This is a genomic window from Gilvimarinus sp. F26214L, from assembly GCF_054401055.1.
Map to the genome: position 1 here is coordinate 53,264 of NZ_JBTIYG010000004.1, position 26,845 is coordinate 80,108.

The 26,845-nt window shown below is 58.7% G+C and carries 31 protein-coding genes; 6 read left to right on the forward strand and 25 right to left on the reverse strand.

What is annotated here, in order from left to right:
- Positions 1 to 437 precede the first annotated feature (437 nt).
- Together ACURWW_RS05690 and ACURWW_RS05695 are read left to right on the forward strand one after the other, a co-directional pair.
- On the forward strand, positions 438 to 1,178 hold the full coding sequence (locus tag ACURWW_RS05690; RefSeq protein WP_445616007.1) for a phosphoadenylyl-sulfate reductase: 741 nt from the start codon (positions 438 to 440) through the stop codon (positions 1,176 to 1,178).
- Entirely contained in the window at positions 1,175 to 1,510 is a 336-nt protein-coding gene (locus tag ACURWW_RS05695; protein WP_445616006.1) for a hypothetical protein, read from the forward strand. The genes ACURWW_RS05690 and ACURWW_RS05695 overlap by 4 nt, the downstream gene beginning before the upstream one ends.
- Before the next feature lie 100 nt (positions 1,511 to 1,610).
- On the opposite strand, the gene cysB is transcribed toward ACURWW_RS05695, so the two are convergent.
- Positions 1,611 to 2,585, reverse strand: coding sequence for an HTH-type transcriptional regulator CysB (cysB, locus tag ACURWW_RS05700; protein ID WP_445616005.1), 975 nt, complete (start codon positions 2,583 to 2,585; stop codon positions 1,611 to 1,613).
- Between the two features lie 158 nt (positions 2,586 to 2,743).
- Here cysB and ACURWW_RS05705 point away from each other — a divergent pair, with 158 nt between their 5' ends.
- Positions 2,744 to 3,523, forward strand: coding sequence for a sulfite exporter TauE/SafE family protein (locus tag ACURWW_RS05705; RefSeq protein ID WP_445616004.1), 780 nt, complete (start codon positions 2,744 to 2,746; stop codon positions 3,521 to 3,523).
- A 35-nt stretch (positions 3,524 to 3,558) separates the two neighbouring features.
- Here the strand turns inward: ACURWW_RS05705 and ACURWW_RS05710 are convergent, their stop codons facing one another.
- Together ACURWW_RS05710 and ACURWW_RS05715 are read right to left on the reverse strand one after the other, a co-directional pair.
- On the reverse strand, positions 3,559 to 4,080 hold the full coding sequence (locus ACURWW_RS05710) for a universal stress protein (RefSeq protein ID WP_445616003.1): 522 nt from the start codon (positions 4,078 to 4,080) through the stop codon (positions 3,559 to 3,561).
- A gap of 130 nt (positions 4,081 to 4,210) precedes the next feature.
- Complete coding sequence (locus ACURWW_RS05715) at positions 4,211 to 5,131, reverse strand: 5'-nucleotidase (protein ID WP_445616002.1); 921 nt, start codon at positions 5,129 to 5,131, stop codon at positions 4,211 to 4,213.
- Between the two features lie 74 nt (positions 5,132 to 5,205).
- Here ACURWW_RS05715 and ACURWW_RS05720 point away from each other — a divergent pair, with 74 nt between their 5' ends.
- Positions 5,206 to 6,072: a fructosamine kinase family protein gene (locus tag ACURWW_RS05720; RefSeq protein WP_445616001.1), complete on the forward strand. Its 867-nt coding sequence runs from the start codon at positions 5,206 to 5,208 to the stop codon at positions 6,070 to 6,072.
- 62 nt (positions 6,073 to 6,134) lie between these two features.
- Here ACURWW_RS05720 and ACURWW_RS05725 read toward each other — a convergent pair whose 3' ends face one another.
- The 7 genes from ACURWW_RS05725 to ACURWW_RS05755 all read right to left on the reverse strand — a co-directional run bounded on the left by ACURWW_RS05725 (position 6,135) and on the right by ACURWW_RS05755 (position 12,870).
- Entirely contained in the window at positions 6,135 to 7,499 is a 1,365-nt protein-coding gene (locus ACURWW_RS05725; RefSeq protein ID WP_445616000.1) for an alanine/glycine:cation symporter family protein, read from the reverse strand.
- Between the two features lie 25 nt (positions 7,500 to 7,524).
- The gene (locus tag ACURWW_RS05730) at positions 7,525 to 8,520 is read right to left on the reverse strand and encodes a D-cysteine desulfhydrase family protein (protein ID WP_445615999.1); all 996 of its coding nucleotides are present in this window, start codon (positions 8,518 to 8,520) and stop codon (positions 7,525 to 7,527) included.
- Between the two features lie 133 nt (positions 8,521 to 8,653).
- The gene (gene yajC / locus ACURWW_RS05735; RefSeq protein WP_445615998.1) at positions 8,654 to 8,986 is read right to left on the reverse strand and encodes a preprotein translocase subunit YajC; all 333 of its coding nucleotides are present in this window, start codon (positions 8,984 to 8,986) and stop codon (positions 8,654 to 8,656) included.
- A 123-nt stretch (positions 8,987 to 9,109) separates the two neighbouring features.
- A complete protein-coding gene (locus ACURWW_RS05740) occupies positions 9,110 to 10,099 on the reverse strand; it encodes a helix-turn-helix domain-containing protein (protein WP_445615997.1) in 990 nt (329 codons plus the stop codon).
- A 360-nt stretch (positions 10,100 to 10,459) separates the two neighbouring features.
- The gene (gene bcp / locus ACURWW_RS05745) at positions 10,460 to 10,942 is read right to left on the reverse strand and encodes a thioredoxin-dependent thiol peroxidase (RefSeq protein WP_445615996.1); all 483 of its coding nucleotides are present in this window, start codon (positions 10,940 to 10,942) and stop codon (positions 10,460 to 10,462) included.
- Positions 10,943 to 11,046: 104 nt separating this feature from the next.
- Complete coding sequence (locus ACURWW_RS05750; RefSeq protein WP_445615995.1) at positions 11,047 to 12,030, reverse strand: malate dehydrogenase; 984 nt, start codon at positions 12,028 to 12,030, stop codon at positions 11,047 to 11,049.
- A 213-nt stretch (positions 12,031 to 12,243) separates the two neighbouring features.
- Positions 12,244 to 12,870 (reverse strand): dUTP diphosphatase, encoded by a 627-nt coding sequence (locus ACURWW_RS05755; RefSeq protein ID WP_445615994.1) that lies wholly within the window; start codon positions 12,868 to 12,870, stop codon positions 12,244 to 12,246.
- A gap of 98 nt (positions 12,871 to 12,968) precedes the next feature.
- On the opposite strand from ACURWW_RS05755, the gene ACURWW_RS05760 reads away from it, so the two are divergent.
- Both ACURWW_RS05760 and ACURWW_RS05765 read left to right on the forward strand, forming a co-directional pair.
- Complete coding sequence (locus ACURWW_RS05760; protein ID WP_445615993.1) at positions 12,969 to 13,496, forward strand: phosphatase PAP2 family protein; 528 nt, start codon at positions 12,969 to 12,971, stop codon at positions 13,494 to 13,496.
- Positions 13,497 to 13,516: 20 nt separating this feature from the next.
- Positions 13,517 to 14,602 carry an MJ1255/VC2487 family glycosyltransferase gene (locus tag ACURWW_RS05765; protein ID WP_445615992.1) on the forward strand — a complete coding sequence of 362 codons (1,086 nt, stop codon included), beginning with the start codon at positions 13,517 to 13,519 and terminating at the stop codon, positions 14,600 to 14,602.
- Between the two features lie 25 nt (positions 14,603 to 14,627).
- Here the strand turns inward: ACURWW_RS05765 and ACURWW_RS05770 are convergent, their stop codons facing one another.
- The 15 genes from ACURWW_RS05770 to rluC form a co-directional block, all read right to left on the reverse strand.
- A complete protein-coding gene (locus ACURWW_RS05770) occupies positions 14,628 to 15,425 on the reverse strand; it encodes a TatD family hydrolase (RefSeq protein WP_445615991.1) in 798 nt (265 codons plus the stop codon).
- Between the two features lie 108 nt (positions 15,426 to 15,533).
- Positions 15,534 to 15,887: a PilZ domain-containing protein gene (locus ACURWW_RS05775; protein ID WP_445615990.1), complete on the reverse strand. Its 354-nt coding sequence runs from the start codon at positions 15,885 to 15,887 to the stop codon at positions 15,534 to 15,536.
- A gap of 131 nt (positions 15,888 to 16,018) precedes the next feature.
- Positions 16,019 to 17,035 (reverse strand): DNA polymerase III subunit delta', encoded by a 1,017-nt coding sequence (locus tag ACURWW_RS05780; protein ID WP_445615989.1) that lies wholly within the window; start codon positions 17,033 to 17,035, stop codon positions 16,019 to 16,021.
- Between the two features lies 1 nt (position 17,036).
- The gene (gene tmk / locus ACURWW_RS05785; RefSeq protein ID WP_445615988.1) at positions 17,037 to 17,693 is read right to left on the reverse strand and encodes a dTMP kinase; all 657 of its coding nucleotides are present in this window, start codon (positions 17,691 to 17,693) and stop codon (positions 17,037 to 17,039) included.
- Positions 17,690 to 18,757 carry an endolytic transglycosylase MltG gene (mltG, locus tag ACURWW_RS05790; protein WP_445615987.1) on the reverse strand — a complete coding sequence of 356 codons (1,068 nt, stop codon included), beginning with the start codon at positions 18,755 to 18,757 and terminating at the stop codon, positions 17,690 to 17,692. Before mltG ends, tmk begins: the two co-directional genes overlap by 4 nt.
- A complete protein-coding gene (pabC, locus tag ACURWW_RS05795; protein ID WP_445615986.1) occupies positions 18,741 to 19,643 on the reverse strand; it encodes an aminodeoxychorismate lyase in 903 nt (300 codons plus the stop codon). Before pabC ends, mltG begins: the two co-directional genes overlap by 17 nt.
- A 78-nt stretch (positions 19,644 to 19,721) precedes the next feature.
- Positions 19,722 to 20,960: a beta-ketoacyl-ACP synthase II gene (gene fabF, locus ACURWW_RS05800; protein WP_445615985.1), complete on the reverse strand. Its 1,239-nt coding sequence runs from the start codon at positions 20,958 to 20,960 to the stop codon at positions 19,722 to 19,724.
- Between the two features lie 233 nt (positions 20,961 to 21,193).
- Positions 21,194 to 21,430 (reverse strand): acyl carrier protein, encoded by a 237-nt coding sequence (gene acpP, locus ACURWW_RS05805; protein ID WP_445615984.1) that lies wholly within the window; start codon positions 21,428 to 21,430, stop codon positions 21,194 to 21,196.
- 328 nt (positions 21,431 to 21,758) lie between these two features.
- A complete protein-coding gene (fabG, locus tag ACURWW_RS05810; protein WP_445615983.1) occupies positions 21,759 to 22,496 on the reverse strand; it encodes a 3-oxoacyl-ACP reductase FabG in 738 nt (245 codons plus the stop codon).
- Positions 22,497 to 22,596: 100 nt separating this feature from the next.
- Complete coding sequence (locus ACURWW_RS05815) at positions 22,597 to 23,028, reverse strand: PaaI family thioesterase (RefSeq protein ID WP_445615982.1); 432 nt, start codon at positions 23,026 to 23,028, stop codon at positions 22,597 to 22,599.
- A 16-nt stretch (positions 23,029 to 23,044) separates the two neighbouring features.
- Positions 23,045 to 24,121, reverse strand: coding sequence for a phosphate acyltransferase PlsX (gene plsX / locus ACURWW_RS05820; RefSeq protein WP_445615981.1), 1,077 nt, complete (start codon positions 24,119 to 24,121; stop codon positions 23,045 to 23,047).
- 2 nt (positions 24,122 to 24,123) lie between these two features.
- Complete coding sequence (rpmF, locus tag ACURWW_RS05825; RefSeq protein ID WP_445615980.1) at positions 24,124 to 24,303, reverse strand: 50S ribosomal protein L32; 180 nt, start codon at positions 24,301 to 24,303, stop codon at positions 24,124 to 24,126.
- 53 nt (positions 24,304 to 24,356) lie between these two features.
- Positions 24,357 to 24,866, reverse strand: coding sequence for a YceD family protein (locus ACURWW_RS05830; RefSeq protein ID WP_445615979.1), 510 nt, complete (start codon positions 24,864 to 24,866; stop codon positions 24,357 to 24,359).
- Between the two features lie 150 nt (positions 24,867 to 25,016).
- Entirely contained in the window at positions 25,017 to 25,655 is a 639-nt protein-coding gene (locus ACURWW_RS05835; protein ID WP_445615978.1) for an HAD family hydrolase, read from the reverse strand.
- 101 nt (positions 25,656 to 25,756) lie between these two features.
- A complete protein-coding gene (rluC, locus tag ACURWW_RS05840) occupies positions 25,757 to 26,713 on the reverse strand; it encodes a 23S rRNA pseudouridine(955/2504/2580) synthase RluC (protein WP_445616058.1) in 957 nt (318 codons plus the stop codon).
- Positions 26,714 to 26,845: the final 132 nt, after the last annotated feature.

Sequence of the window (26,845 nt, forward strand, 5' to 3'; positions counted from 1 at the left end):
CAAAATGACGAGGCCGGGAATCTACCCGTTTCCGCAGGTCAGCGCAATTGCCGGGAAGCTGGCACACCTCCCGGGAGAATGGCGCGTTTTCACGTGAAACACCTAACAATTCACTTTAGGTTTGGCCAATAAGTCGATTTTTGCGTCATGCCGCTGTAGCCCCGATACTACGGGGACCAAACACAACATGTTGGGCAAACTCCTGACATCCTGCGCCAGATGAGGGATATTTTATGAACACACTGCCTACCCTACAGCCAATGTTCCACGCATTTTTTGGTCCGTCACGGATCGTAATAACTGTATAGTGCATGGTTATTTCTAGGCGCCGCGGCTCTCTGCTATCCTTCGCTCCCCTCTCGGCCACCGCCGGCTCCGCGAGGCCAGGATCGGCAAGACCCGACCCGCGAAGCTCAGTTCAAGTAAGGAAAGCCCAAATGGCTCTTGAAACCATTGCCACTGTGGACCTTGACCAGCGACTTCAGAGTGAAAGCCCACAAAAAATTCTGGAGCACGCCCTGGAGCAGTTCGACAACATCGCCATCTCATTCAGTGGCGCCGAAGATGTGGTTCTGATCGACATGGCCCATAAGATTCGCCCGGATGTGGAGGTGTTCTCTCTGGACACCGGCCGCCTGCACCCGGAGACCTACCGGTTCATGGAGCGGGTACGGGACCACTATCAGATCCGGATCGATGTGCTCTTTCCCGACGCGGAAACGGTCAACAAGCTGGTACGGGAAAAAGGGCTGTTCAGCTTCTACCGGGACAACCACCAGGAGTGCTGCAGCATTCGCAAGGTCATGCCCCTCAGGAAAAAGCTGCTGACCCTCGACGCATGGATCACGGGCCAGCGCCGGGACCAGAGCCCGAATACCCGCGCCCACCTGCCCGTTATCCAGGATGACCGGGCCTTTTCACGTCCCGGCGAAAGCCTGACCAAGTTCAACCCGCTGGCCAACTGGTCGTCGGCCCAGGTCTGGGATTACATTCGCAGCCATCAGGTGCCCTATAACGAGCTGCACGACCGGGGTTTCGTGTCCATCGGCTGTGAGCCCTGTACGCGGCCCCTGGGTCCGAACCAGCATGAGCGGGAAGGTCGCTGGTGGTGGGAAGAAGCCACCAAGAAGGAGTGCGGGCTGCATTCTGCGAATGTTGAACCGGAGAACAAGGGATGAAAATCACCCTGGTCAAAAAGATTCTTGCCGACGGCTCTCCCTGCCAGAAGTGCGCCGACGTTCTGGAAAAGCTGGAAAGCTCGGGACAGATTCAGCACATTGACGAGACACTGGTAGCCGATGAGCGCAATTCGGACAGCCCTGGAATGGTCCTGGCGCGGGAGCTGAACGTGAGCCGGGCGCCTTTTTTCGTGGTGGAGCATTCGGACGGACGGCGCGAGGTGTATACGGTGTATCTGAAGTTCGTGAAGGAAGTGCTCGGCCAGCAGCAGTCCGCCGCCGATGAAGCGCGGGAGATCCTGCAGAACAGCAACGATCTTGATTTTCTCTGAAGCCCGCCCCGCCATCGATTAAGCCCGGCTCAAACGCAAACGGCCCGGAAGCGTAACCGCCCCGGGCCGTTTTTGGCTTGCCAGCCTTCGACAACGATCTTCAGTAAGTCGGCAGTTCCACATTTCTGAAGAGCTCTTCCAGTTCGGCCCGCGAGTTTCGCTCGTAGGCATCCGCGACCACGGCCCGCGTCAGGTGTGGCGCAAACTCCTCGATGAACTCATACATGAAGCCGCGCAGGAAGGTCCCGCGACGGAAGCCGATCTTCGTGGTGCTCGCCTTGAACAGGTGACTCGCATCAAGGGCTACCAGATCCGGGTCCAGTTCGGCATCAAAGGCCATACGGGCGATGATGCCGATGCCCAGGCCCAGGCGAACATAGGTTTTGATTACATCGGCATCGGCCGCGGTAAACACCACCTTGGGCGCCAGTCCCCGGTCGATGAACGCTTCGTCCAGTTTGGAACGGCCCGTGAACCCGAACACGTAGGTCACCAGCGGATGCTTGGCGACCTCCTCCAGGGTCAGCTCGGACAGCTGGCACAGGGGGTGATCCTTGGGCACCACGATACAGCGGTTCCAGCGGTAGCAGGGCATCATGATCAGGTCACTGAACAGCTCCATCGCTTCGGTCGCGATGGCGAAGTCCACCGTTCCGTCCGCCGCCATTTCGGAAATCTGCATGGGCGTCCCCTGATGCATGTGCAGGGACACGTCCGGATAGCGATGGATGAAGTTTTCGATCACACCCGGCAGCGCATAACGTGCCTGGGTGTGGGTGGTGGCTATGGAAAGGCTGCCCTTGCGCTCGTTGCTGTATTCCTGGGCCACCTGCTTAATACTTTCGACTTTCCGCAGAATTTCCCCGGCGGTCTTGAGAATAGCTTCCCCGGCCGGCGTAATGCGGGTCAGGTGCTTGCCACTGCGGGAAAACACTTCCACCCCAAGTTCGTCCTCCAGCAGGCGAATCTGTTTGCTGATGCCTGGTTGAGAGGTATACAAGCTCTGAGCGGTCGCTGAGACATTCAGATCGTGATGAGCGACTTCCCAGATATAACGCAGCTGCTGCAGTTTCATTAGTGCCCTCCGGTTCGGCCGCGCTGACGGTTTGCTTTTATATTATAAAAATATGAACAAATATTCTTTTCCAGAATACTTCCAGATCCTTATATTGACCAGCATTAAGCTCTTCTTCACGTCTTAGAGCCGGTTACTATAACTCTAGCCTAAAATTCATGGACTTTGTTATTTATATTTTGGCCGGCGCCGGTGTGGGCCTGGCGATTGGGATGACCGGCGTCGGGGGCGGCTCTTTGATGACCCCCCTCCTCATCCTTTTCAATATCCCTTACAACGTGGCCATTGGCACTGATCTGCTCTATGCGGCGATCACCAAATCCGGCGGTGTTGTGGCTCACCAGCGTCGCGGGAACGTCAACTGGCGGCTGGTGGGCTGGCTGGCACTGGGCAGTATCCCCTCCTCCCTGCTCACCACACTGTTGTTGAACCGGGTATTCACCGACCCGCAAGAATACAAGCCCCTGCTCACCAGCGCCCTGGGCGTAATGCTTATTGCCACCTCCCTGGTACTGATGTTTCGCAAGCACCTTAAAAGCACCAGCGATGGGAACGGGTTCGGGCGGCTGGTCAGCGACCACGCAACAGGGGTCACCGTCGCCGCCGGCCTGCTTCTGGGGGTACTGGTGACGCTTTCATCCGTCGGGGCGGGCGCGTTTTGCGCCGCGTTGCTGTTAACGCTGTACCCGCGCCTCCCGGCATTGAAGGTGGTGGGCACCGATATCTCCCACGCGGTACCGCTGACATTCATAGCGGGCATGGGCCACTTCATATTCCTCGGCAACGTGGATTTTGTGCTCCTCGCCTGCCTCCTTGTGGGCTCTCTGCCCGCGGTGCACTATGGCACGCGGCTGGGCGACAGGGTGCCCAATCACATCATGCACTCGATACTCGCCAGTATTCTTATGATGCTGGGTGTTCGGTTCGCGTTCTTCTAGGCCGTCGAGAATCTCGACAGGCGCTTAGATGGCCCTCATGCCGCTCCGTCGCTTTCGTCAGCGAAGGCCCGGGTGGTCATCTCCGCCAGCACCGGCACCATGTAGACGGGGATCCTCGTCAATTGCAGCACCTTGTTAGTCACGGAGCCCAGGTGAGCCCGATCCAGGTCGGGGCCGTGGCTGCCCATAACAATCATGTCCGCCTGGGTTCGGGCCGCATGGGCAAGGATGATCTCAGCCGGGCGCCCGGCCTCCACCACCACTTCCGGTATATCGCGCAACCCCAGGTCATTGTCGATGTACTCATCGGCCAGCATATCCACGAGGCGGTCACGAATAGTGCTGATCAGAACGCTCATGCCCTGCTGCTGGAACTCGCGGGTCTTCTCCGCCGGCAGATAGGTTTTCACCATGGCGGTCCCCAGGCTGCCCAGGGGCTCCACTGCGTGCACTACGACCACCCGCGCCTGAAGGTTTTTGGCAAAGGTCATCACGTGCTGAACGATATAGGGAGTGTAAACGCCGAGATCCGTCGCGAAGACGATGGTGTTGATCATAAACCGGGGTACCAGTAGAGCCTTGCAGGGGGGCAGCGCCTGAACGAGTGCATCCGGGCGACAACCACACTAAAGAATAGCACTGCTTGGGCTCGCGGCCTCCGGGTGCATAGAACGTTTTGGCTGGTTTTCAGGATTCGTCTGACGTGATTGGCTTATTGGCGATCCCATGGGGAACGTGCCCGGTGGCCACGTGAACGCTGGCAGAATCGCAGTGTTGGCGCTGGTCGTCAAAGAACACATCAGCACCGTAAGCACGCAGGAAAGGCCCCTTGTCCAAGCCACCCAGAAAGAGAGACTCATCAATGCGAATGTTCCACGCCCGCAGGGTGCGAATAACCCGTTCGTGAGCGGGCGCGGAGCGCGCCGTCACCAGGGCAGTTCGGATGGGGCTGTCTTCGCTGTTGAATTCGCTTTGGATGCCGTGAAGGGCGGAGAGGAAGGCTTTGAACGGCCCCCCGTCCAGCGGTTTGCGAGCGGCGGCCTTCTCGCTGGTGGTGAATGCCTCCAGCCCGTCGCGTTTGAAAATCTGTTCCGCTTCGTCGGAAAACAGTACCGCGTCGCCATCGAACGCAAAGCGCAATTGATCCCCATGATCCGATTTGTTTTTGGCGGCAATCAGGGTTGCCGCTGCCACGCCATTTTCGAGCGCGTTGCGCACATCATCCCCGTCCGTTGACAGGAACAGATGGCAGCCGAAGGCCTGCACGTAACGGTAGGGGCTCTCCCCTCCGCAGAAGGCCGCGCGCGTCACGGTAAGGCCATAATGCTCGATGGAATTGAAAACCCGCAATCCGGTATCGGCGCTGTTGCGCGACAGGAGAAGTACTTCAACCCGTGGCTCACCGCCGAGGCGCTCATTGAGCCGCAACAACTTCTGCACCAGGGGAAACGCGTCACCCGGCTCGAGAATTTCATTCTCGTGTTCGATTTGATACTGTGAGTAGGCATCCAACCCTTGCTTTTCGAACACTTCGTTACTGTCATTGAGGTTAAAAAGCGCACGACTGGAAATCGCGATCACCAACTTGTTGCCAAAATTTCCCGGCATACCGAACCCTCTGCGCCAAACCAGACCTAAGGAGCCTCTCCTATCCAGAAGCTCTGCTCATTGTAGTTTCACACATGAACAATGTCATGCCGCTCCCGCCCAAACTCATAAACTGGCTGCAGTCCGCCGGCTACTCGAGCCCTTTCAATTTGCAGCCGCTGATCGGGGGCGACATCAATGACACCTTCGCCCTGAGCACAGCCTGTGGTCACCGTTTCTGCCTCAAGCACAACACCCGGGCACCGGACGATTTCTTCGCGGCCGAGGCTCACGGCCTCAAGACTTTGGCAAGCGCCGGGGCATTGCGGCTTCCTGACGTCATCCATCTGGAGGAAAACTACATCCTCCTGGAGTTCATTGAATCGGGACCGCGAGCCCCCGGATATTGGGCTGACCTGGGCGGGGGCCTTGCACGCCTGCACAAGCAGGTGCGGCCACAGTTCGGATTCGAACGAGACAATTACTGCGGGCTGACGCCTCAGGTAAACACCCCGAGCGCCGACGGTTACGAGTTTTTTGCCCAACACCGGCTCATGGCACAGGCTCGACGTGCGTTTGAAAAAGGTTTGCTGGGGAGACAGGAAATGGTTCTGGCCGAACGGCTGGCGAGCCGACTTGGAAACCTTGTGCCCGAGCAGAAACCCGCCCTCCTCCATGGCGATCTATGGAGCGGCAATATCCACCGGGATTCAGCCGGCAGGCCGGTCTTGATTGATCCAGCGGCCTACTGCGGCTGGCCGGAAGCGGATCTGGCCATGACCTTGCTGTTCGGCGGCTTTAATGAAGAGTTCTATTCTGCGTATGAGGCGGAACGCCCCCTGGCACCGGGATGGCGGCAGCGGGCTCCAATCTACAACCTCTATCACCTGATCAACCATCTCAACCTGTTCGGAGGCGGCTACCATGGCCAGGTGCTCGCCGTCCTGAGGCGATACACCTGAGGCTGCGGGGTCCAGCCTGAACTCATGCAACCGGATTCGGGGCGCCTGTTTGCACCTGGGTGCTATGTTCGATTGTTCTCCGCAACAGGTCCCGCATGCCTCCGCTCGCTTTGGAAGTGCTCGCGAGTGAGCCGTGCCACAACGCCCGAGAGTAACAAGAGAGCGATCAGGTTCGGCACTGCCATGAATCCGTTCAGGGTGTCAGCCACATTCCAAACCATGTCCAGTCCCACGGCGAAAGCGCCGACGGGAACCATCAACACCCAGACGATGCGGAACGGCATTTCCACGGAAGTGCCGAACAAATACTGTGCACAGCGCTCGCCGTAATAGCTCCAGCCAAGGATGGTGGTGAACGCAAAGAAAATAAGACTGATGGAAACAAGCTTGTCGCCGTAGGGAATTGCCGTCAGGAAAGCGGCCTGGGACATGGCCACGCCCTCCGCGCCCCCCTTCCACGCACCCGTTACGATGATGGCGAGCCCGGTAACAGAGCAAATAATCAGGGTGTCGATCAAGGTCCCCAGCATGGCGATCATGCCCTGTCGTACCGGATTGTCGGTTTTGGCGGCCGCGTGGGCAATGGGCGCGCTGCCCAGGCCCGCCTCATTGGAGAACACCCCCCGCGCGACGCCATAGCGAATGGCCATGGCCACAGCCGCTCCCGCAAATCCTCCTTCAGCGGCCACCGGATTGAAGGCACTGTGAAAAACCAGTGCGATGGCTGAGGGGATTTCAGAGATGTTGGTGCCCAGAACCCACAAACCGGCCAACAGGTAGGTAATGCCCATGAAGGGCACGACGGCACTGGCCACATGAGCAATTCGCCGGATACCGCCAATCAGCACCAACCCCACGAGAACCATCAGTACCAGGCCCACCAGCAGCTTGTTGAGACCGAAGGCGGTTTCCAGTGCATCCGCCACGGAATTGGCCTGAACGGCATTGCCGATCCCGAAGCCCGCGACGGCGCCGAATATGGCAAAAGCACTGCCAAGCCACAGCCAGCGGCGACCCAGGCCGTTCTTGATGTAGTACATGGGGCCGCCCACGTGCTGGCCGTCTTCATCGGTTTCCCGAAAGTGAACGGCGCAGACCGCTTCTGCGTACTTGGTGGCCATCCCCACCAGCGCGCTGCACCACATCCAGAACAGAGCCCCGGGCCCGCCCAGCCCGATCGCTGTGGCGACGCCGGCGATGTTGCCGGTGCCGATCGTCGCCGAGAGCGAGGTCATCAAAGCCTGGAACGGTGAGATCTCCCCTTCACCCCGGCCTTTTCCCCCGCGTGCAAGCTGGCGGAAGGCATACCCAATCTTTCGCAACGGGATTGCCCGCAGCAGAATCATGAGAAAGCTGCCCGTCCCGAGAATCAAAGCCAGCATCCACGGGCCCCAGGCAAAACTGTTTAGCTGATTCAGAAAGTCCATCGTTATTGTCTTTGTCGGTTGGATTTCATGGAGCAAGGTCGAAACGTTGTCGATGGGGAAAGAGGCCAAAGATTCCACCGGTATGGACGAACACGAGATCGCTGTGCCCCGAGAATCGCCCGGCCCTGATCAGGCTGAGGAGACCGTGGAAGGCCTTGCCCGTATAGACCGGATCCAGCACGATCCCTTCGCGGCCGGCCACATACTGGATGCTGTCGTAAACTTCCCGATCAGCAAGACCGTATCCACGCCCGATAAACTCCGCATTGGTGGCCACGACCACCCTGTCCAGATCCAGGTTCACCGCGTAGCGTTGTTTCCAGTCCTGCAGATCCCGGGCAACCTTGCTGTTGAAGTACCTTTCACTGTCACAGACCGCCATTCCCAGAACCGTGGCCGGAAGATCGAAGAGCGCCGCACCGGCGCTCAAGCCCGCCTGAGTTCCGCCCGACCCCGTCGCAACCACAATGTGAGCTGGTTTAATGCCATGGGTTTGGAAGTCCGTCCGCAACTCCTCACCGCATGCCACATAGCCCCACAGCCCGATCTCATCACTGGCACCGGTTGGAATCCTGAACGCTTTCCGCCCTTGTGCCGCGTAATGGTCGTCCCAACGTTGGAACAGCCCCTCCAGGTCCCGCTGGTACTCATTCTTGGACACCGTGTGAACTTTGGCGCCGACCAGGTAGTCCAGCAGGAGGTTGCCATCCGGGCGGGGCGCCGCGTCCTCACGCAAAATGAGGCAAACTTCCAGCCCGAGCTGCGCGGCGATTACGGCCGTGGCACGACAGTGGTTCGACTGGGTTCCCCCGCAGGTGATCAGTGTGTCGCACCCTTCGCTCAGCGCCTGAGCTACGACGAATTCCAGCTTGCGCACTTTGTTGCCGCTCAGGGTGGAGCCGGTCAGGTCATCGCGTTTGATCCAGATGCGCGGGCCACCAAGATCCGATGAGATCCTGTCCAGCGGCTGCAGAGGGGTGGGCGTACGAGCCAGAGAAAGGCGCTGAGGGTAGTCAAACATAGCGCGGGACTCGAGGGTGTGCAGGTAACGCCTGCCCTGCTGACGCAGGGCAGTTCAGGGTACTGTGGCGCCCCTGTCCGGTTCGGTCAAATCCGAAGGTCACCACAGTGTTCATCGCGCGGGCGAGAGGTGCTCAGATCGATTTGATCGTGCCTTTCGGCAGAACGGCGTGAACAGCGACCTTCTGGAATTTCAGTTCGGTGTTCGCGGCGACTTCCACTACCACGTAGTTTTCGTCCACCTTGTTGATCTTGCCCACCAGCCCGCTGTTCAGGAGGACCTCGTCACCCTTGCCGAGCGAGGCAACCAGCTCCTTATGCTCCTTGGCGCGCTTCTGCTGGGGACGGATCATGAACAGGTACATGAACAGGAAGAGCCCGCCCATCATGATAAAGAACGACCAGGGGCTCTGGGCCGGTTGTCCGGTCTCTGCTTGCGCCAGGGCGGCGGGAATCAGGAAATCCATGGTTTACCTCGTATTCTGCACGGCGATAGAAAGCGGCTAACTCTACCTTTTTTGCAATACGCAGGCAATTAAAAGGGCTCTTCTGACAGCAGAAGAGCCCTTCCTGGGGACTTGCTGCTTACCTTATGCGTAGTCGCGAAACAACTTGCGGAAAGAGCTGGGGGAGAGAGAGGTCCAGCGCTTGAACGCATTGGTGAAGCTGGTGCGATCGGAGAAATCGAGGGCAGCAGAGATGGCATCAATGCTCATGTTCTGGTGAATCAGGTAGTCTATGGAGTAATGGAAACGCACCTGGTCACGCAGCTGTGCAAAGCTGACATTCTGTTGCTGCAAACGCCGCTGCAAAGTTCGCTTGGAGAGATTGAGTTCCTCCGCGATATAGTCGATGGCCAGAGGTTGCTTGCCAATTCGACGCTGCAGAACTTCAACCACCCGACCCGACACACCATAAACTTCCGGCAGTCGAGCCTGACTGATGTACTCGTCCAGCGATTTTACCCCGGCAGTGGCAAATCCGCGGATTTCTTCGATCCGGTTCTTTTCTTGAACGTTCTGTAGTTCGATCATTCTGGCGACTCCTTCTGCCATAAGTTGAAGGGTTTCGAGATCACGAGGTGACGGGTTAATCCTCGTGGGGGATAAGAAACACAAAACGCCACATTTGTTCCCGGAATTTACAATCGGCACCCCGAGATAGTGACAAATAGCGCCACCGTTGGCTGCCATCACAGGTGAATTGAGCGGGCTCTGCTCACCCGTAACGACCTCGGAGAGGCTGTCGTGATCGATAATCCTCCTGTAAATGCCCTCTTCCGCATCAGAGAGTTCGTGGTCGATCTGCTTCTCTGCGCGCCGATAGACAAATACCCGGCGGTAAATCGATCCTGAGGATGACACGATGAAAGCGCGGTCGGCTCCGACAATCCGGCAACCAACTTCCATATAGACTGCGGACTGGCTGTCGTTGCTCTCCTGTGGTGAGCACAGTTGCCGGTACAGGAACTTGAGACGGTCCTCGAAGGACGCCAGGTCGTAGTCCCGGAGGAGTTCTTCCCTGTATAAAGGCGTTTCCGGCAGACCGATGGAGTTTGGTCCAGACAAGTTGCGCTCCATATATTCGTGATCCACCGCAATACCCCCCAAGCAAGTACCTGCTTTGCAAGTTTGAGACTTAACGCTATTACGTGTCTAAACTATTCCCTGTGCTCTTCCCATACCAGTCCGGCTCGCGCCACCAGGCAAATTGAGGCGACAACCGTCCAGATCAGCAATTACATCGGAGACCAGCGCCGGTCGGGACTTTTCCGGGGCCAAAAAGGGAAGAACCAGCCTCTCGAGCGAGTGGGCTGTTAACGACGCTATAGCACCCAACCTGAGGTGTCAACCAAAAAAGATTGAAAGGTGACTAATTTGTCACCTATACCAAAAAGTCCTTTATTTACGCGACCTTAGCCTCAGACTATCTTCCGAGCGCTACTTGCCAAGGCCAAGCTCGACCATTTGGCTGATAACGTCCTCATGGTGTGTTTTGGTTTTGACCTTTTCCATGATGTGCCGAAGTCGGCCGTCCTTGTCGATGATGAATGTGGTGCGAATCAGGCCCATGAACTCGCGGCCCATGAATTTTTTCAGGCCCCACACCCCGTATTTGTCGGCCAGCGAATGATCTTCATCGGCAAGCAGATCGAAGTTCAAATCGTATTTGTCCCGGAATTTCTGCAGGCGCACCACAGGATCGGGGCTGCCCCCCAACACCACGGTGTCCAGCTTTTCGTATTCCTTGAGTGCATCCCGCAGACCGCAAGCCTGGGTCGTGCAGCCGGGGGTCATGGCTTTTGGATAGAAATAGAGTACGACGTTCTTGCTGCCCCGGAACTGCTTGAGAGCAACTTTGGCGTCATCCTGGTTCCGCAGTGTAAATGCCGGGGCCAGATTGCCCACTTTTGGAAGGGTCATTGTTCCTCCGTTTCTCGCTGACAGGCGGTAAATTCAGGCTGGTCGGGTCCCACAAAAAAGCCGCAACCAGGGTTGCGGCTTTTCGACGATCAGCGGCCGTCGGTTTAGTTGGGCAGCAGGTGGCTGACCGCGTCGCGCTCTTCCTTCAGCTCGGTTTCGGTCGCTTCCATTTTCTTGCGGGAAAATTCGTTGATGTCCAGGCCCTGGACGATCTCCCAGTCGCCGTTCTTGCATCGACAGGGGAAGGAGTAGATCAGCCCTTCGGTAATGCCATAGCTGCCGTCGCTATATACACCCATGCTGACCCAGTCGTTCTCCGGGGAACCCAGAGCCCAGTCACGCATATGGAAGATGGCCGCGTTAGCTGCCGAGGCCGCGCTGGATGCCCCACGCGCGTCGATAATGGCAGCGCCACGTTGTTGAACGGTGGGAATGAAATCGTTCTCGTACCACTGCTGGTCCACAAGGCCCATGGCGCTGGAACCGGCGACCTGTGCGTGATGAATGTCCGGATACTGGGTCGAGGAGTGGTTGCCCCAGATAGTCAGCTGGGTAATGTCGTTGATGGTTTTACCGGTCTTCTGCGCCAGCTGAGTCTGCGCGCGGTTGTGATCGAGACGGGTCATGGCGGTGAACTGACGCGGATTGATATCCGGTGCATTGCGCTGAGCAATCAGCGAGTTGGTGTTCGCCGGGTTACCCACTACCAGTACGCGAATGTCGCGGCTGGCATTGTCATTGATGGCCTTGCCCTGAACGCTGAAGATCGCCGCATTGGCTTCGAGCAGATCCTTGCGCTCCATGCCGGGGCCGCGCGGACGGGCGCCCACGAGCAGAGCGTAATCCGCGTCCTTGAACGCCACGTTGGGATCGTCGGTGCAGACCATTCCGGCCAGCAGAGGGAAAGCACAGTCGTCCAACTCCATGGCTACGCCGTTCAGGGCGCCCAGGGCGGGAGTGATTTCCAGCATCTGCAGGATCACCGGCTGATCCTTGCCCAGCATCTCGCCGGCTGCGATTCGGAACAAAAGGGAGTAACTGATTTGGCCCGCCGCGCCAGTGACGGCAACTCGAACTGGTGCTTTCACGATTCGTCTCCATTGTGGAAGTGTGTGGGGGAAACCTGCCGCCCAATTGATCGTTTTTTGGACAACCGCTGATCAGTGATGGGAATCAATGCCAGGAGATACGGGCGGCGCGGGTGCGCATTATAGGGAATCGGGCAGATTTTTCACTAGGAAGCGACCGAATAACCCCTGAAGTCGGCGTTCGAAGGCTTCCCCGGGAACGTCAAACCGGGGTCAACCCCCGGTCTCGAGAGTACGGTAGCGCTCGGACAACGCCTCATAGAGGCGATCCTTGAAGTCCGCGGCGGTGGCATCAAGGGCGCGGGTAATATCCACCAGGTGCTCGTTGTCCTCGCGGCCGCCCCACTGTTTCCGGTAGCTGCCGTCCTTGTAACCGTGGTCCTGGCGGAAGAAGTTCAACACATTCTTCCCCACATAGGCTGCATACAGTTCTGCAAAACTCATGTTGACAGCCTGCATGAGCCGTACGAAACCGGCAACGTCAAAACGACGGCTCACAAGGATCTTCGTCACGAAATCTTCCAGTTCTTCCGCGAAATTTGTTGCGGATCTCTCTGCGCTTTCCTGTGCTCGGATTATTGAATCCAGCTCCGCTGCACTCCTGTTTTCAAGAAGGAGCATGCTCAGCCCGAAATGCCAGATGTCGATAAGTTCCAGAACCACTTGATCGCGATCCGGGGTTTGTTTCTTCCACCACTTCCAGCCATGGTGATCGAGCATTTCCGCGCATTCGATCCACACTGCGCGATACCAGGCGAACCCCTGTTCGCGCCAATCGCTGTGCACCCGGCTGTTCATATCGTTCTGCAGGTCGAGCATGACCTGAATCTGTTGCTGCATGTATCCACCTGTCGTACATGTCATTGAACTGACACGATACTATCATAAAAGCGTTATGGACCCGCCCTATCGTTTGCGGCAGACGGGAGGGCATTAGCATGCGACTGATTACCACGGCTGTCCAATTTGATTATCTCACTTTCCTATGGTGTCAACAGCGCAAACGCCAACCTCTTCTCGCCGCTTTTGCACGGCAAGTGTCCCGCTCAGCGGACGGCCATCTCTATGTGCTGATCGGGTTGATTGCCTGGGCTGAATCCCATTACCTGATCCTGAAACTCGGTGTCCTTGCTTTCGCCCTGGAGCGAAGCGCGTACTTTGTTCTCAAGCAATGGGTTCGCCGCGACCGGCCGCCTGAAGCCATTCCCGGCTTCAAGAGCGTTATCCAGGCGTCGGACAAATTCAGCTTCCCTTCGGGTCACACCTCCGCCGCCTTCCTGATGGCGACATTGCTCGTCGGCCATTTTCCCCAGGTTCTGTTCTTCGTTTACCCCTGGGCCTGTGCCGTGGCCTGGTCGCGGGTCACGTTGGGGGTTCACTTTCCCAGCGACACTCTCGCGGGGGCAACACTCGGCACCAGCATCGCACTACTCGGCCCGGGTTTGCTTGATTCCTTTCCAGCGTAACAGTTGACAGTGAGGGTATTTTGAAAATTCTTTATGGTGTGCAGGGAACCGGCAACGGCCACATCACCCGAGCGAGGGGGATGAGCAGGCAACTTCGGGCTGCGGGCTTCCAGGTGGACTATGTATTTTCAGGCCGCGCCCGCGACCGGTACGCTTCCATGGAAACCTTCGGTGACTGGCGTGCTCTGGAAGGACTGACCTTTGCCGTCGCCGCGGGCCGGGTTCGACCTTTGGCCACGCTGCTGAATAGTCGCCCCTTGCAACTGCTGCGGGACATTCGCGACCTGCCAGTGGAAGATTACGACCTGGTGATTTCGGACTTCGAACCCGTCAGCGCGTGGGCCGCTCGGCGCCGGGGCGTGCGGTGTCTTGGACTTGGCCATCAGTATGCCTTCGACTACCCGATCCCCAAGCTCGGGGACAGCTTCCTCACACGCACCATCATGAAGAAGTTCGCTCCGGCCTCATACAGCATCGGCATGCATTGGTATCACTACGGGCAACCCATTGTGCCGCCCATTATTGACATTGTCGAAGAAGAGCAGGTCAAGCCGGACGCAAACAAGATTGTGGTCTACCTGCCCTTTGAGGATGCGAACGCAATCAGGGATTTGCTGAGTGGGATTCCGGATTTTCACTTCCTCTGTTACGGCAACTTCGCAGAGAAGGAGACAGTGGGAAACCTGACCTTCAACCCGATCTCACGAACCGCCTTTCTCAGGGACCTGTCCCGGTGCGGTGGTGTGATCAGCAACGCCGGCTTCGAACTGGCCAGCGAGTCCATCAGTCTCGGCAAAAAGCTGCTGGTCAAGCCCCTGCTGGGACAAATGGAGCAGCTCTCCAACGCTCTGGCCCTGCAGGATCTCGGACTGGGGCGCGCTACGCTCAAGCTGGAACGCCCGGTGATTCGAGAGTGGCTGGAGAACTTCGAAGCGCGACGGGTACGCTATCCAAACGTGGCGAAACACATCGCAGCCTGGATAGCGGAAGGAGATTTTTCGGCACCGGAGCGCCTGGCGGGCAAACTCTGGGCTCAGACCCAAGGGCTTGAGGAAGTCACTGCGAGTGGCTCGGCATCGATCAGGCGCGCGCCTCAGGCCTCTTGATTGAGTGGGAGGTACTGGCAGGCTGCTAGGCGACGCTGCGAAGATGGCTTTCTGCTTTGGGAAACAGGCGAAAGAAATTCTCCGACGTTGCGTGGATCAGCTCTTCGTAGCTCACATTCTTCAACTCAGCCACATACTCCGCCACTTCGCGTACATAGGCAGGTTCGTTGGGTTTACCGCGATAGGGCACGGGTGCGAGGTATGGTGAATCGGTTTCCACCATCAGGCGTTCGAGCGGCAGCTTGCGCACCACGTCCCGCAGTGCCTCTGCATTGCGGAAGGTGACGATCCCCGAGATGGATATCAAATAGTTGAGGTCCACGGCTCGCCGGGCCATGTCCCAATCCTCCGTAAAACAGTGCAACACCCCCGCGGATTCCTGGTTGCCATGTTCCGCGATGAGGCGCAGGGTATCCTCCTTCGCGGACCGGGTGTGCACGATGACCGGCAGCCGAGCCTGTGCCGCGGCTTCCAGGTGGATCCGGAAGCTCTCCTGCTGACTCTGTTTGGAGTCCTCGGAATAATAGTAGTCAAGCCCGGTCTCGCCCAAAGCCACTACTTTCGGGTGCCGGGCCCATGCCTGCAGTTCGTCCGCTTTCGCCAGACCGGACTCGATGTCCAACGGATGTACGCCCACGGAGGCCACCACCCGCGGATAGCGCTCGGCAATCGCGGTAACTGCCTCCCGGTTCTCCAGGCTGATGCCAACGCACAACATGCCTTGCACTCCCCTCTGCTCAGCCGCTTCGACGGCGTCTTCAAGGCGGCCTTCGTACTTGTCCAGCCTCAAGCGGTCCAGATGACAATGGGAGTCGATGAGCATAACTGTCTTCGGTTCGGGGAAATTGAAAGGTTTGGTTTCACCGCGAGGATTGCGGCTCAGCGCGCAGAGCGGGTCCGGCTGATCAACGGGGCCAGACCTGTCCGCCGCTTACATTGTATGGGTGGGTCGGTCCGAATCCAATGAGCCCACCAGGTAATTCTCTATTTTGGAAGCAGCGGAGTTGTCCTGGTCGCTGAATTGCACGCCGATACCGGCCGCGCGGTTGCCCTGGGCACCCTTGGGGGTAATCCACACCACCTTGCCGGCCACCGGCAGCTTTTCGGGCTCATCCATCAGGTTGAGGAGCATGAAGACTTCGTCACCCAGCTTGTAGGCCTTGTTGGTCGGGATAAACAGCCCTCCGTTCTTCAGAAATGGCATGTAGGCGGCGTAAAGCACCGCTTTATCCTTGATTGTCAACGAGAGTATGCCGTTCCGGGCGCCGCCGCTAAGACCTTTCATGACCGATTATTTGCCTGGATTCTGATTGATTATGGATTTCCCGACCCGATTAGCCGGGTTGTAGGCATTATAGTCCCTCAGTGTACACTGATGGGACCAATCCGCTAAGTGCGTCTGTTTCTCTTCTACCCTCACTGGCCTGAAAGCCGCGTCGCCGGTCCGATCGCCCTGACCCGGGTCAGAGCCCGCCAGTCGAGCATCAGCTCTTCCCACAGGAGCTGGACGTTGGGATTCGCGCCGCTGAGCAGTTGGTGCTTGGCCTGCAGAAGCTTGTCCTGGTACCGGAACAGCAGTGCGGGATCCAGGCGCTGGATCAACGCGTTCCAGCGCTCACCGGCCGGCGCTCCATTGATTACCTCTCCGGTAAACTGCCCACGCGCAAGGCGGTTGAGCAGCACCAGCAACTGGTCGAGCGCGTTCAGTGCGTCCGCACCTTGCACCCGTTTCGCCCCGTCAACCACATTGCCCTGATTTTCGGCCACATCCAGCAGAGCGGCCAGCATCTCGGCCCGGCCTTCCAGTGCGTTGCTCTCGTACGCAGACAATGCTCGCAGGGGAGCCCCCCGGGCGAAATCGAGAAGGTCGACAGCCCGCTCCCCGACTCGTGGCTCCAGCCAGGTGAGGGCCTGCTCCCGCGAAGGGAGATCCATTGTGATGAGCCTGCATCGGCTCCGCAAGGTGGGGAGCAGGCGTCCGGGATTGGAGGACACCAGCACGATCAGGCTGTCCCCGGGAGGCTCTTCCAGGGACTTCAGCAGGGCATTGGCCGCGTACGGGTTCATGCTGTCCGCCGGGTCGACGATCACGCACTTCCACCCCCCCTGCTGGGAGGTGCCGGATAGAAACCGCACCAGTCCCCGGATCTGATCGATTTTGACTGCTTTGCTTTTATCTTCCGGCTCCACGATGCGCAGATCCGGATGGGAGCCGGCGATCAGCAACTGGCAACTCTTGCAGGCGCCACACGGCCGGCTGTCCGCACTGTTGCACAACACGGCCTGCACCAGGGCCTCCGACAGGTGGCGTTTACCCAGTCCGGCCATGCCGGTAATCAGGACCGCGTGAGGAAGCCGTCTGCTGCGCAGCAAGTGCATCCAGTCCGACCAGTGTCGGGCCTGCCAGGGCAAGGGCTGCTTGATAAGGTTCATCTCACCCCTCCTCCGCACTCAGAAAATCATCAAGCTGCTCCCGAATGCGGGCCTGTACTGTTTCCAGAGGAGGCGCCGCATCCACCACAACAAAGCGCTGCGGATGCTGTGCCGCCAGCGCGAGATACCCATCGCGCACGGCCTGAAAAAAGCTGCGTTGCTCCAGTTCGATCCGGTCCAGTTCAGCGCGCTCCCGGGCTCTGGCCAGGCCGGTGTCCACGTCGATATCCAGGAGCAGCGTCAAATCCGGCTCGATCTCCGGGTGAACCAGTCGCTGCAACTGGCTGATAAGGCTCTGGTCCAGTCCGCGCCCAAAGCCCTGGTAGGCAAAGGTGGCATCGGTGAACCGATCGCATAACACCCAATCGCCCCGCTCCAGTGCCGGTCGGATGACCTGACTGAGATGCTGGGCGCGGGCTGCGAACATCAATAGCAGCTCGGTCATGTCGCTCATGGTCTCGGCGGATGGCTCGAGTAACAGCGAGCGGATTTTCTCCGCCAGGGGCGTGCCGCCGGGTTCCCGGGTCAGCACCACCTGACGATTACGGGATTTCAGGTAATCGTTCACGAAGGCGAGATTGGTGGATTTTCCGACCCCTTCCCCGCCCTCGAGGGTGATGAAGCGCCCTCGTCGCGGGCGCTGATCCGTTGCCGTCACCGCGAGGCTTCCTCTGCTTCGGTACTCCCCGGTGCCGGGGGAGCCGACTGATAATCCTTGGCACGCCGGCGCACCTGGAACTCCTGCACGGCTTTGTTGTGCTCTTCAAGGGTCGTGGAAAACTTGTGGCTGCCATCGCCCCTGGCCACAAAATAGAGCGCCTCCCCTTCCGCCGGATGCAGGGCGGCATGGATGGCCTCGCGCCCCGGCAGGGCAATGGGCGTGGGTGGCAGGCCCCTGATCATGTAGGTGTTGTATGGGGTGTGCTCCGACAGGTGACGGCGGCGGATATTGCCGTCATAGCTGTCCGCCAATCCGTAAATGACGGTTGGATCTGTCTGGAGGCGCATATTCTGCTCGAGCCGTCGCACGAAAACCCCGGCAATCTCCTCCCGCTCGTGGGGCACTCCCGTCTCTCGCTCCACAATGGAAGCCATGATCAGAGCGTCGTAGCTGTCTGAATAGGGCAAGGCCCCGGCGCGCCCTTCCCATTCGGTGGCCAGCACGTCGCGCATGCGCCGGTGCGCCTGCAGCAGTATCTCGCGATCGCTGTTCCCGGCCACATAGCGATAGGTATCGGGAAAGAACCAGCCCTCCGGATGATCGCCCGGTAACTCGAGCGAGGTGAGAAACTGTTCCAGCGCAGCATCGTCATCCAGCAGTACTTCGATTTTTGGCTGGGCCTGGAGATAGTTCAACGCGTCGCGAAACGTCCAGCCCTCCACCAGGGTGGCCAGATAACTGATGACCTCCCCCCGCTCCACTTTGTCGAGCAAAGTGGCAGGGGTGTCCTGGGGGGTCAGACGGTACTCGCCGGCCCTGACGTGATCGCGCCCCGTCAGCCGCCCGTAGGCGCTCAGGAGGCGCGGATGCTCCAGAACCCCGGCGCGGCCCAGGTCCCGGGCGAGCAACGACAGAGAACCGCCCTTGGGCAGAGTGTACTCAAAGGTTTCTCCTTCCATGGTTAAAGGGCTGTGAAGCCACTGATAACCGTAGAACACTCCTGCAGCCGCCACTACCAGGGCGAGGCCCGCAAGGATCAGGAGTTTACGAAGTACTCGCATGTAATCTTGTCCGAATATCGTGTTCAAAAAGAGCTTGCAGCTGTGGAGCAATGGTTGGCGCCTTCATCGAAACCATAAAGCCGTGGGCGTCCTGTAGCGACCGCACCGGCCAGATGCCCCGGATGCTGTTGGTCAGAAAAACCTCATCGGCGTCTTTCAGGGCCTTTCGCTCGATGGAGCACTCTTGCACCGCAATTCCCAGCCGGGCCGCGTAGTCTTCCATAACACGCGCCCTGAGAACACCCGCCACGCCCGCCTTGCTCAGTGAAGGCGTTAACAGCTGTGCACCGGCGCGGACGAATACGTTCCGGCTGCAACCTTCCACCAGACAGTCGTCCTCGTCAAATACCAGACCCTCCGCGCACTCGGTCCCGATCAACTCCCGCGACGCAAGCACCTGGTCCAGGCGGTTCAGGTGTTTGAGTCCCGCCAGACGCCGGTTGCTGCCCAGTCGATGCTCACAGAGAAGAACAGAAATTCCGTCGCCCGCGCTCGCGGTTGGTTGGGTGGGCGGAGGGGAAACGCTGATGGCTATGGTGGCCCGACTCCCGGCTGCGGGCTGATAGCCGCGCCCTCCCACGCCGCGGCTGACCAGAAGCTTGAGCACACCGCGATCGAGTGCCCGCTCCCGGGCCAGTTCGAGAACCCGACGGACATCTGCTTCCAGGCGTTCGCGGTCAAGCGCGAGCGACAGGCGTACACATCCGTCCAGCAGCCGTTGCCGATGTTCGCGCCAGAATGGAAGCTGCCCCTCCTCCAGACGCACCGTCTCGAACAGTCCGTCTCCGTACGCGAGTCCGCGGTCGAAGGGGGAGATTTCCCCTCCGAGCACTCCGTTGACGCAACTGAGGGGCTCGAACTCCGACATGCTTGCAGGTATTTTCATGGTTGCTCCGCAGCTGCAACATTACCGTGCTGCAGCGCGGAAGGACAGGAGGCCGGCGGACCGCCAGACTGCGGGCGGTTAGACGCGGCGAAAGATAAGTGAGCCGTTGGTTCCGCCGAAACCAAAGGAATTGGAGAGAGAAACATCGATGTTTCGCTGTTGCGCGGAATTGGGTACAAAGTTCAGATCGCAACCTTCACCCGGCTCGTCCAGATTGATGGTCGGAGGTGCAACCTTATCCCGAATCGCCAGGACGCTGAAAATCGCCTCCACAGAACCCGCTGCGCCCAGCAAATGCCCGATCATGGACTTGGTGGAGCTGATGGCCACCTCGTCGGCCGCCGGCCCGAAGACCTTTTTGACGGCGGTGCACTCGGCAACGTCTCCCAGCGGTGTGGAGGTGCCGTGGGCATTGATATAGTCCACCGCGTCGGCGGTCAGGCCGGCATCGTTCAGGGCATTTTGCATTGAGAGCGCGGCGCCGGCGCCGTCCTCGGCCGGTGAGGTGATGTGGTATGCGTCGCCGCTCATCCCGAACCCGACCACTTCGCCATAGATGCGCGCACCGCGCGCCTTGGCGAACTCGTATTCTTCCAGCACCATCACACCGGCACCGTCACCCAGCACAAAGCCATCGCGATCCTTGTCCCAGGGGCGACTGGCCGCCTGCGGATCATCGTTCCGGGTCGAGAGAGCCCGCGCCGCAGCGAAACCGCCAACGCCTACAGGGGTACAGGCCATCTCGGCGCCGCCGGCCAGCATCGCATCCACTTCCCCGTGCATGATCATGCGCGCGGCCATGCCGATGTTGTGGGTGCCGGTCGTGCAGGCGGTTACAACGGCCAGGTTCGGGCCGGTGAACTTGTATTTGATTGAAAGGTTTCCGGAGATCATGTTGATGATCGCTCCGGGAACAAAGAAAGGAGAAAGCTTGCGCGGACCTTTCTCATCAAGAACGTGGCTTACTGTCTCGATGGATCCGATACCGCCGATGCCAGCGCCGATGGCCGCACCGATTCGATGTGCATTTTCAGGCGTGACTTCTAGGCCTGAATCTTCCATGGCCTGCATGCCCGCTATGACGCCGTACTGAATAAACGGGTCCATGCGCTTGGCATCCCGTGCCGGGATGTACTGGTCGACTTCAAGACCGACCACCGGGGCACTGAAGCGGGTAGTAAATTCGGAAGCGTCGAAGGTCTCAATGGGACGAACGCCGCTTCGACCGTTGACTATACCATCCCAGGTTGTTGCCACGGTGTTTCCAAGGGGAGTTACCATACCCAGTCCGGTAACCACAACTCTTTTACGTGACAATTCAACCTCCCAAGGCTACGTCAAGGTGAAAAAGGCCACAAACCACGCCGACACCTCGGGGACGAGAAACAGCGTTAGGATTCACAACCATACAACTACTCACAGCCAACCCTGCTTTGTGTAGCAGGGTCAAGCCGCGCTGGCAGTTGTACCGTTTGCGGCAGGAGATAAAGCAAAAGCCGCACTATGCACATAGATACGGCTTTCCCTGAAGCAAAAAAATGGCTGGATGTTTAGGCCAGATTCTGGTTGATGTAATCAATGGCCAACTGAACAGTGGTAATTTTTTCGGCTTCTTCGTCAGGAATTTCTGTTTCAAATTCCTCTTCCAGGGCCATTACCAGCTCAACTGTATCCAATGAGTCCGCACCCAGGTCCTCGACGAACGACGCTTCGTTTTTCACGTCCTCTTCTTTAACACCCAGTTGCTCAGCAACGATTTTTTTTACTCGTTCATCAATGCTGCTCATAATGTTCTTCAACTCCTAGTCGATAAAAACCGGCTTCACCGCCTTTGTTGCACTTAACAAAAACGCAGTATTTTGAAGCAATTTGTCGTTACTTTCGTCGCGAGCATCCCACCGCAGTGGTCCGCGCTCGACATTAGCCCAAAATCAGCGCACCAACTTCGTGCCCTTAGTAATACCCGGAAATCTGGGGATAAAACCCGAAAATTTGGGAAGAAATTCCAGGGGCGGCCCAAATTGAGCGCGCATTTTACATCTATTTTTCAGCGGTTGTAACGCATCTCGGCAAAAAAGTTGAAGGACCGGTCACTTTCCCCGAGAAATCAGCCACTTAGGCCATATACATACCGCCATTTACCTGTATTGTTTCGCCGGTAACGTAGCCTGCGGCGTCGCTTGCCAGGAACTCCACCACAGCGGCAATTTCCTTTGGATCACCCAGGCGCCCCAGAGGGATCTGGGACAGCAGGCTCTCCCGCTGTGCTTCCGGGAGTTCACGGGTCATGTCCGTGTCAATAAAGCCGGGAGCCACTGTATTTACCGTAATACCCCGCGAGCCCACCTCACGCGCAAGCGCCCGGGCAAAACCGGCGACCCCCGCTTTCGTCGCCGCATAGTTCGATTGCCCCGCATTGCCCATGGAGCCCACAACGGAACTGATGTTGATGATGCGTCCCCAGCGGGCCTTCATCATTCCACGCAGACAGGCCTTGCTGAGGCGGAACACGGCATTCAGGTTGGTGTTAATCACTTCGTCCCATTCCGAGTCGCTCATGCGCATCAGAAGATTGTCGCGAGTAATGCCTGCGTTATTGATCAGTATGGTGGGGACGCCAAACTGCTCCTGAACCGCTTTCAGGAACTGGTCTACTGATCCGGGTTCCGTCACGTTCAGCACCATACCGGTGCCCTTGACATTTTGTTGAGCGAAGCGCTCGCCAATGGCCGCCGCACCCTTCTCCGTTGTCGCCGTGCCGATGACGGTCGCACCTGCAGCCCCGAGGCTGTCGGAAATCGCCGCACCGATACCACGGCTCGCGCCGGTTACAATGGCTACTTTGTCCTGCATGGTCATAGTCTCTTCCCAGTCGTTAGCTGCATCACTGAGCCTCCGCACAACCGAGCGCCAGGCCCACGAACTGTTACTTTATTTATGCTTCCTTGCGGAATTAATGCTTCTTGCGAAGGATCTTGAATACGCCGTTGCCACGAGCCACCTGGGTGTCCCCCACCATCAGGGTGGCCTGGACGAAGGCGAGCTTGTGGCCGAGTTTCTGAATGTGGGTATGAGCCTCCAGCCAATCGCCGCAGCGGACGGCTCCCATGTAGTCCACGGTCAAGGTGATCGTAACCGCGGAAAGCGGCGGCTCTTCAGCAAAACTGATGTTGTAGCCCATCGCGGTGTCCAGTAGCCCGCTGACCACGCCCCCGTGGATGTTGCCACGCACATTGCAATGCTTTTCGCTCGCCCGCATGGCGAGTACCAGACACTCGGGCGTGCGCTTGTGGTAAACCGGGCCAATGGTTTCGATGTAGGCGCTTTCCCGATACAGGGGCTCGTAGCCGCCCGGAACATTCAGGTTGCTGGTGTCTTCGTTCATTGTTGTGTCTTCCGCCTCAATACTGCGACTGTTCGCCTCGTGCCCCGCGCTCCACTTCGGCGCTCGGGCTCTGGGCAAACAGTTCTTCAAAACGGCTGCTGATCTTCTCCGGAATCTGCATACGGGCCTGCTCTATCGCCATCTGCACCGCATAACAGAAACCGCGCGAATCCGCGCCTCCGTGACTTTTCACCACGGTCCCGCGCAGGCCTAAAAAGCAGGCGCCATTATGCCTCACCGGATCGAACTTTGCCCGCCACTGGTTCACCACTGGAGCAGCTACCCAGCCCGCAAAGCGCGCATACCAGTTGCTGGCAAACACCTGACGGACGTTGGCGGCCAGGAACTTGGCCGCCCCCTCGCTCACCTTCAAAGCGATATTGCCCACAAATCCGTCGCACACAACGACGTCCACGTCCCCCGTGTAGATATCGTCCCCTTCCACGAAGCCGGCGTAGTTGATCTTCGCACTTTCGGCGAGAACCCGGGCCGCAAGGCGCACCTGCTCGACCCCTTTGGTGTTTTCTTCACCGATGTTGAGGAGCCCGACACTCGGGCAAGGATTATGATCGCTGACCGCCGCGAGGACCGACCCCATCAGTGCGAACTGCACAAGATGGTCGGCGCTGCAATTGATGTTCGCGCCAAGATCCAGAAGGTAGCAATGCCCCTTGGAGGACGGCACCGGTTTACAGATCGCCGGGCGATCGATGCCCGGCCAGGTTTTGACAAGGTATCGTCCCATCGCCATGAGTGCGCCGGTGTTGCCGCCGCTGACACAGGCGTCAACTTCCCCGGACTGAACCAGCTCCAGGGATTTCCACATCGAGGATTCCCGTTTCTGACGCAGGGCAGTGGAAGGCTTGTCGTCCATGCTGACCACGTCGGGCGCATGAAGGATCTGGATTCGGGTCGGGAGGGAGGAACTCCCCAGGAGGGATATCAGCTGTGTTTCAAGCTCGTTTCGATCGCCCACCAGGACAAAATCGACGTTCTTGTGGCTGGAGACCAGCTCCAGGACAGCTTCCAGTACGGGCCGGGGACCGAAGTCCCCACCCATGGCGTCAATTGCAATTCGAGTCGACGCCGACAAACCTATTCTTCATCAGTTTCGATGACTTTCTTGCCGCGATAAAAGCCGTCGGCCGATACATGATGGCGGCGATGCTTTTCACCACTGGTGGGATCAGTGGACAAGGTCGGACCTGACAGGGAATCGTGCGCGCGACGCATTCCGCGCTTGGAGCGGGTTTTTCGATTTTGCTGAACAGCCATGGCTTAACTCCGGTATGCTCTATATATAGAAAGTTAAATCTTTACAGTGGCCGCTATTTCTTTCGGCCACCCTTCAATTGCTCCAGCACTTTGAAAGGGTTGCGTTCACCCTGCTCTGGCGAGGACTTCGCTTCCTCACCAGCGGAATACAGTGCCTGATCAATGCACTGGTAGTCGTGATAAACCACCATCGGCAAATCCAACAGCAGCTCGTCTTCCACCACGGCGTAAACGTCGGCCTCGCCATCCTCGCTGTCCACCAGCCAGGGCTCGAGTGAGCGCGGCAATGCTTTGGCTTCGTCATCGCTGCGAACCACGGCGACGGCTATATCCGATTCCACCTGAAGCTCTTTGGGCTCCATACAGCGCTGACACGTGGCGCTCACCGCGACCTTTACAGTCCCGCTGAGAATTCGATGGCCACTTGGATCACGCTCGAAATGGAGCCGGGCATCCACCGGAGAGTTGACGGTGTTCACCGCCTGCACCAGTCGGGGCATGCCTTCCGCCGGGATCTGCCCTTCCAGGGTCACGCCCTGATGAGCGAACTTTCTAGGGTCCACCCAGCGCGGCAATCGTTTGTTTGGAGGGGGTCCCGGCATAGCGGCGCAATGATAGGGAGCTGACCGGGGTCTGTCAAAGAAAAAGGCCGCTCATGGCCCATTTCATCGGACCCTCACGGGGAAATCCCTCTAAGAATGCCGCTTCTGGGATCAGCACCCCTTCCAGTCCAGAAGCTCAGCCATCTGATCCAGGCAGACCGCCGGCTCAAAGGGGCGAAGTCGATCAATGTGGTGAGCCCCGTAACTGACCGCGATCCGGGGCATATTCAGCCGTCGCGCCATGTCCATGTCGTACTCTGTATCTCCGATCATCACCGCCGCTTCAGCGCCCACCCCGAACTCATCCAGCAGCTCACTGAGCATTTGCGGGTGCGGCTTGGACTGAGTCTCGTCCGCGCAGCGACTGCCGTGGAAGTAGTCCCGCAAATCCATTGCTTCCAGAACGCGATCCAGGCCGCGCCGGCTTTTGCCTGTGGCAATGGCGATGTGGTGCCCCTGCTGATGGAGGCGGTCGAGGGTCTCCCTCACCCCCGGGTAGAAATCCATACCCTGCTCATTGTCGGCAATAAAATGCCTGGAGTAGGCAGCCAGCAGAGCCTGGAGCTCGTCTTCCTCCACCCCCGGGAAGATCTGGGCAATGGCCGGTCGCAAGCTTAGACCGATGATATTTTTCACAGCCTCTTCAGCGGGCGCAGGCAGACCCAGCTCAGCCGCTGCCGACTGGGTGCAGTAGACGATTTTGGCCAGGGAATCACAAAGAGTGCCGTCCCAATCGAATATGTACAACATGAATAGCTGTCCCCGCTTCAGGTGCAGACTCGGGCATCGCCCCCGGGCCGCAAGTTACCGATTCACCCCATTGGAATAACCCGTCAGCAAACGCGCCGCGCTCAGAGTTTGCCGGGCTCGAGATGGGTGAGAGCCGCCTGGAGATCATCCGCCAGCGGCGCCTCGATGCGCATCCGCTCGCCTCCCCCAGGGGGACGAAACTCCATGGACGCAGCATGCAGGAAAAGGCGGGTTACCCCGTACACGCGCATGGCCCTGTTGCTGTCGGCATCTCCGTACTTCTCGTCCCCGACGATCGGGTGGCCCGAATAACGGGTGTGAACCCTGATCTGATGGGTTCGACCGGTCAAGAGCCGGGCTTCCAGCAAAGTCGCGCCCGGGTACCGGGCAAGAACCCTGAACTCAGTGGTCGACGGCTTCCCGTCCGCGCTGACCACCACAATCCGCTCGCCGCTGCTGAGCTGGTTTTTCAGCAATGGGGCCTCCACCCGGTTGGCATGACGCGGCCAGTTGCCCGCGACCAGGGTCAGGTAGCGCTTGTCGATGCTGCCCTCCCGAAACTGATCCTGGAGGTCGCGCAGCGCCGGGCGCCGTTTCGCCACGAGGAGCAGACCGGAGGTTTCCCGGTCGATCCGATGCACCAGTTCCAGCCGCCGGCTGCCGTAGAGATGGCGCAGCACCTCGATCAGCCCGAGGCTGACCCCACTGCCCCCGTGAACAGCCATGCCTGTCGGTTTGTTCATGGCCAGAAAATCATCATTTTCGAACAGGATTGCTCCCTGGACGAGAGCCAGAACTTTGCCTCCGGGCACTACCGCGGGCGCGCTCTCGGCCACCCTCACCGGAGGGATTCGGACGTTATCGCCGAATGCCAGTTTATAATCCGCCTTGATGCGCCCTTTATTGACGCGGACCTCGCCCTTGCGCAGGAGACGATAGATTCGCGATTTAGGCACGCCTTTCAATTGGGTGATCAGGAAGTTGTCAATCCGTTGTCCGGCCGAGTCGGAGTCGATCCGGACCACCCGGACTGTAGCTGGAGGGGCGGGCGTCTGCATCGACCCATGATAACAGGAGCGGCGCTCTTCGGGCAGACCGGAAAAGCTCCGCTGGCTCCCGCCCAGCCAAATTACACCGCGAGTGGCAAACTTCCTGTGAGCCATGGCGTCAATGTAATACTGGAGTGGGAC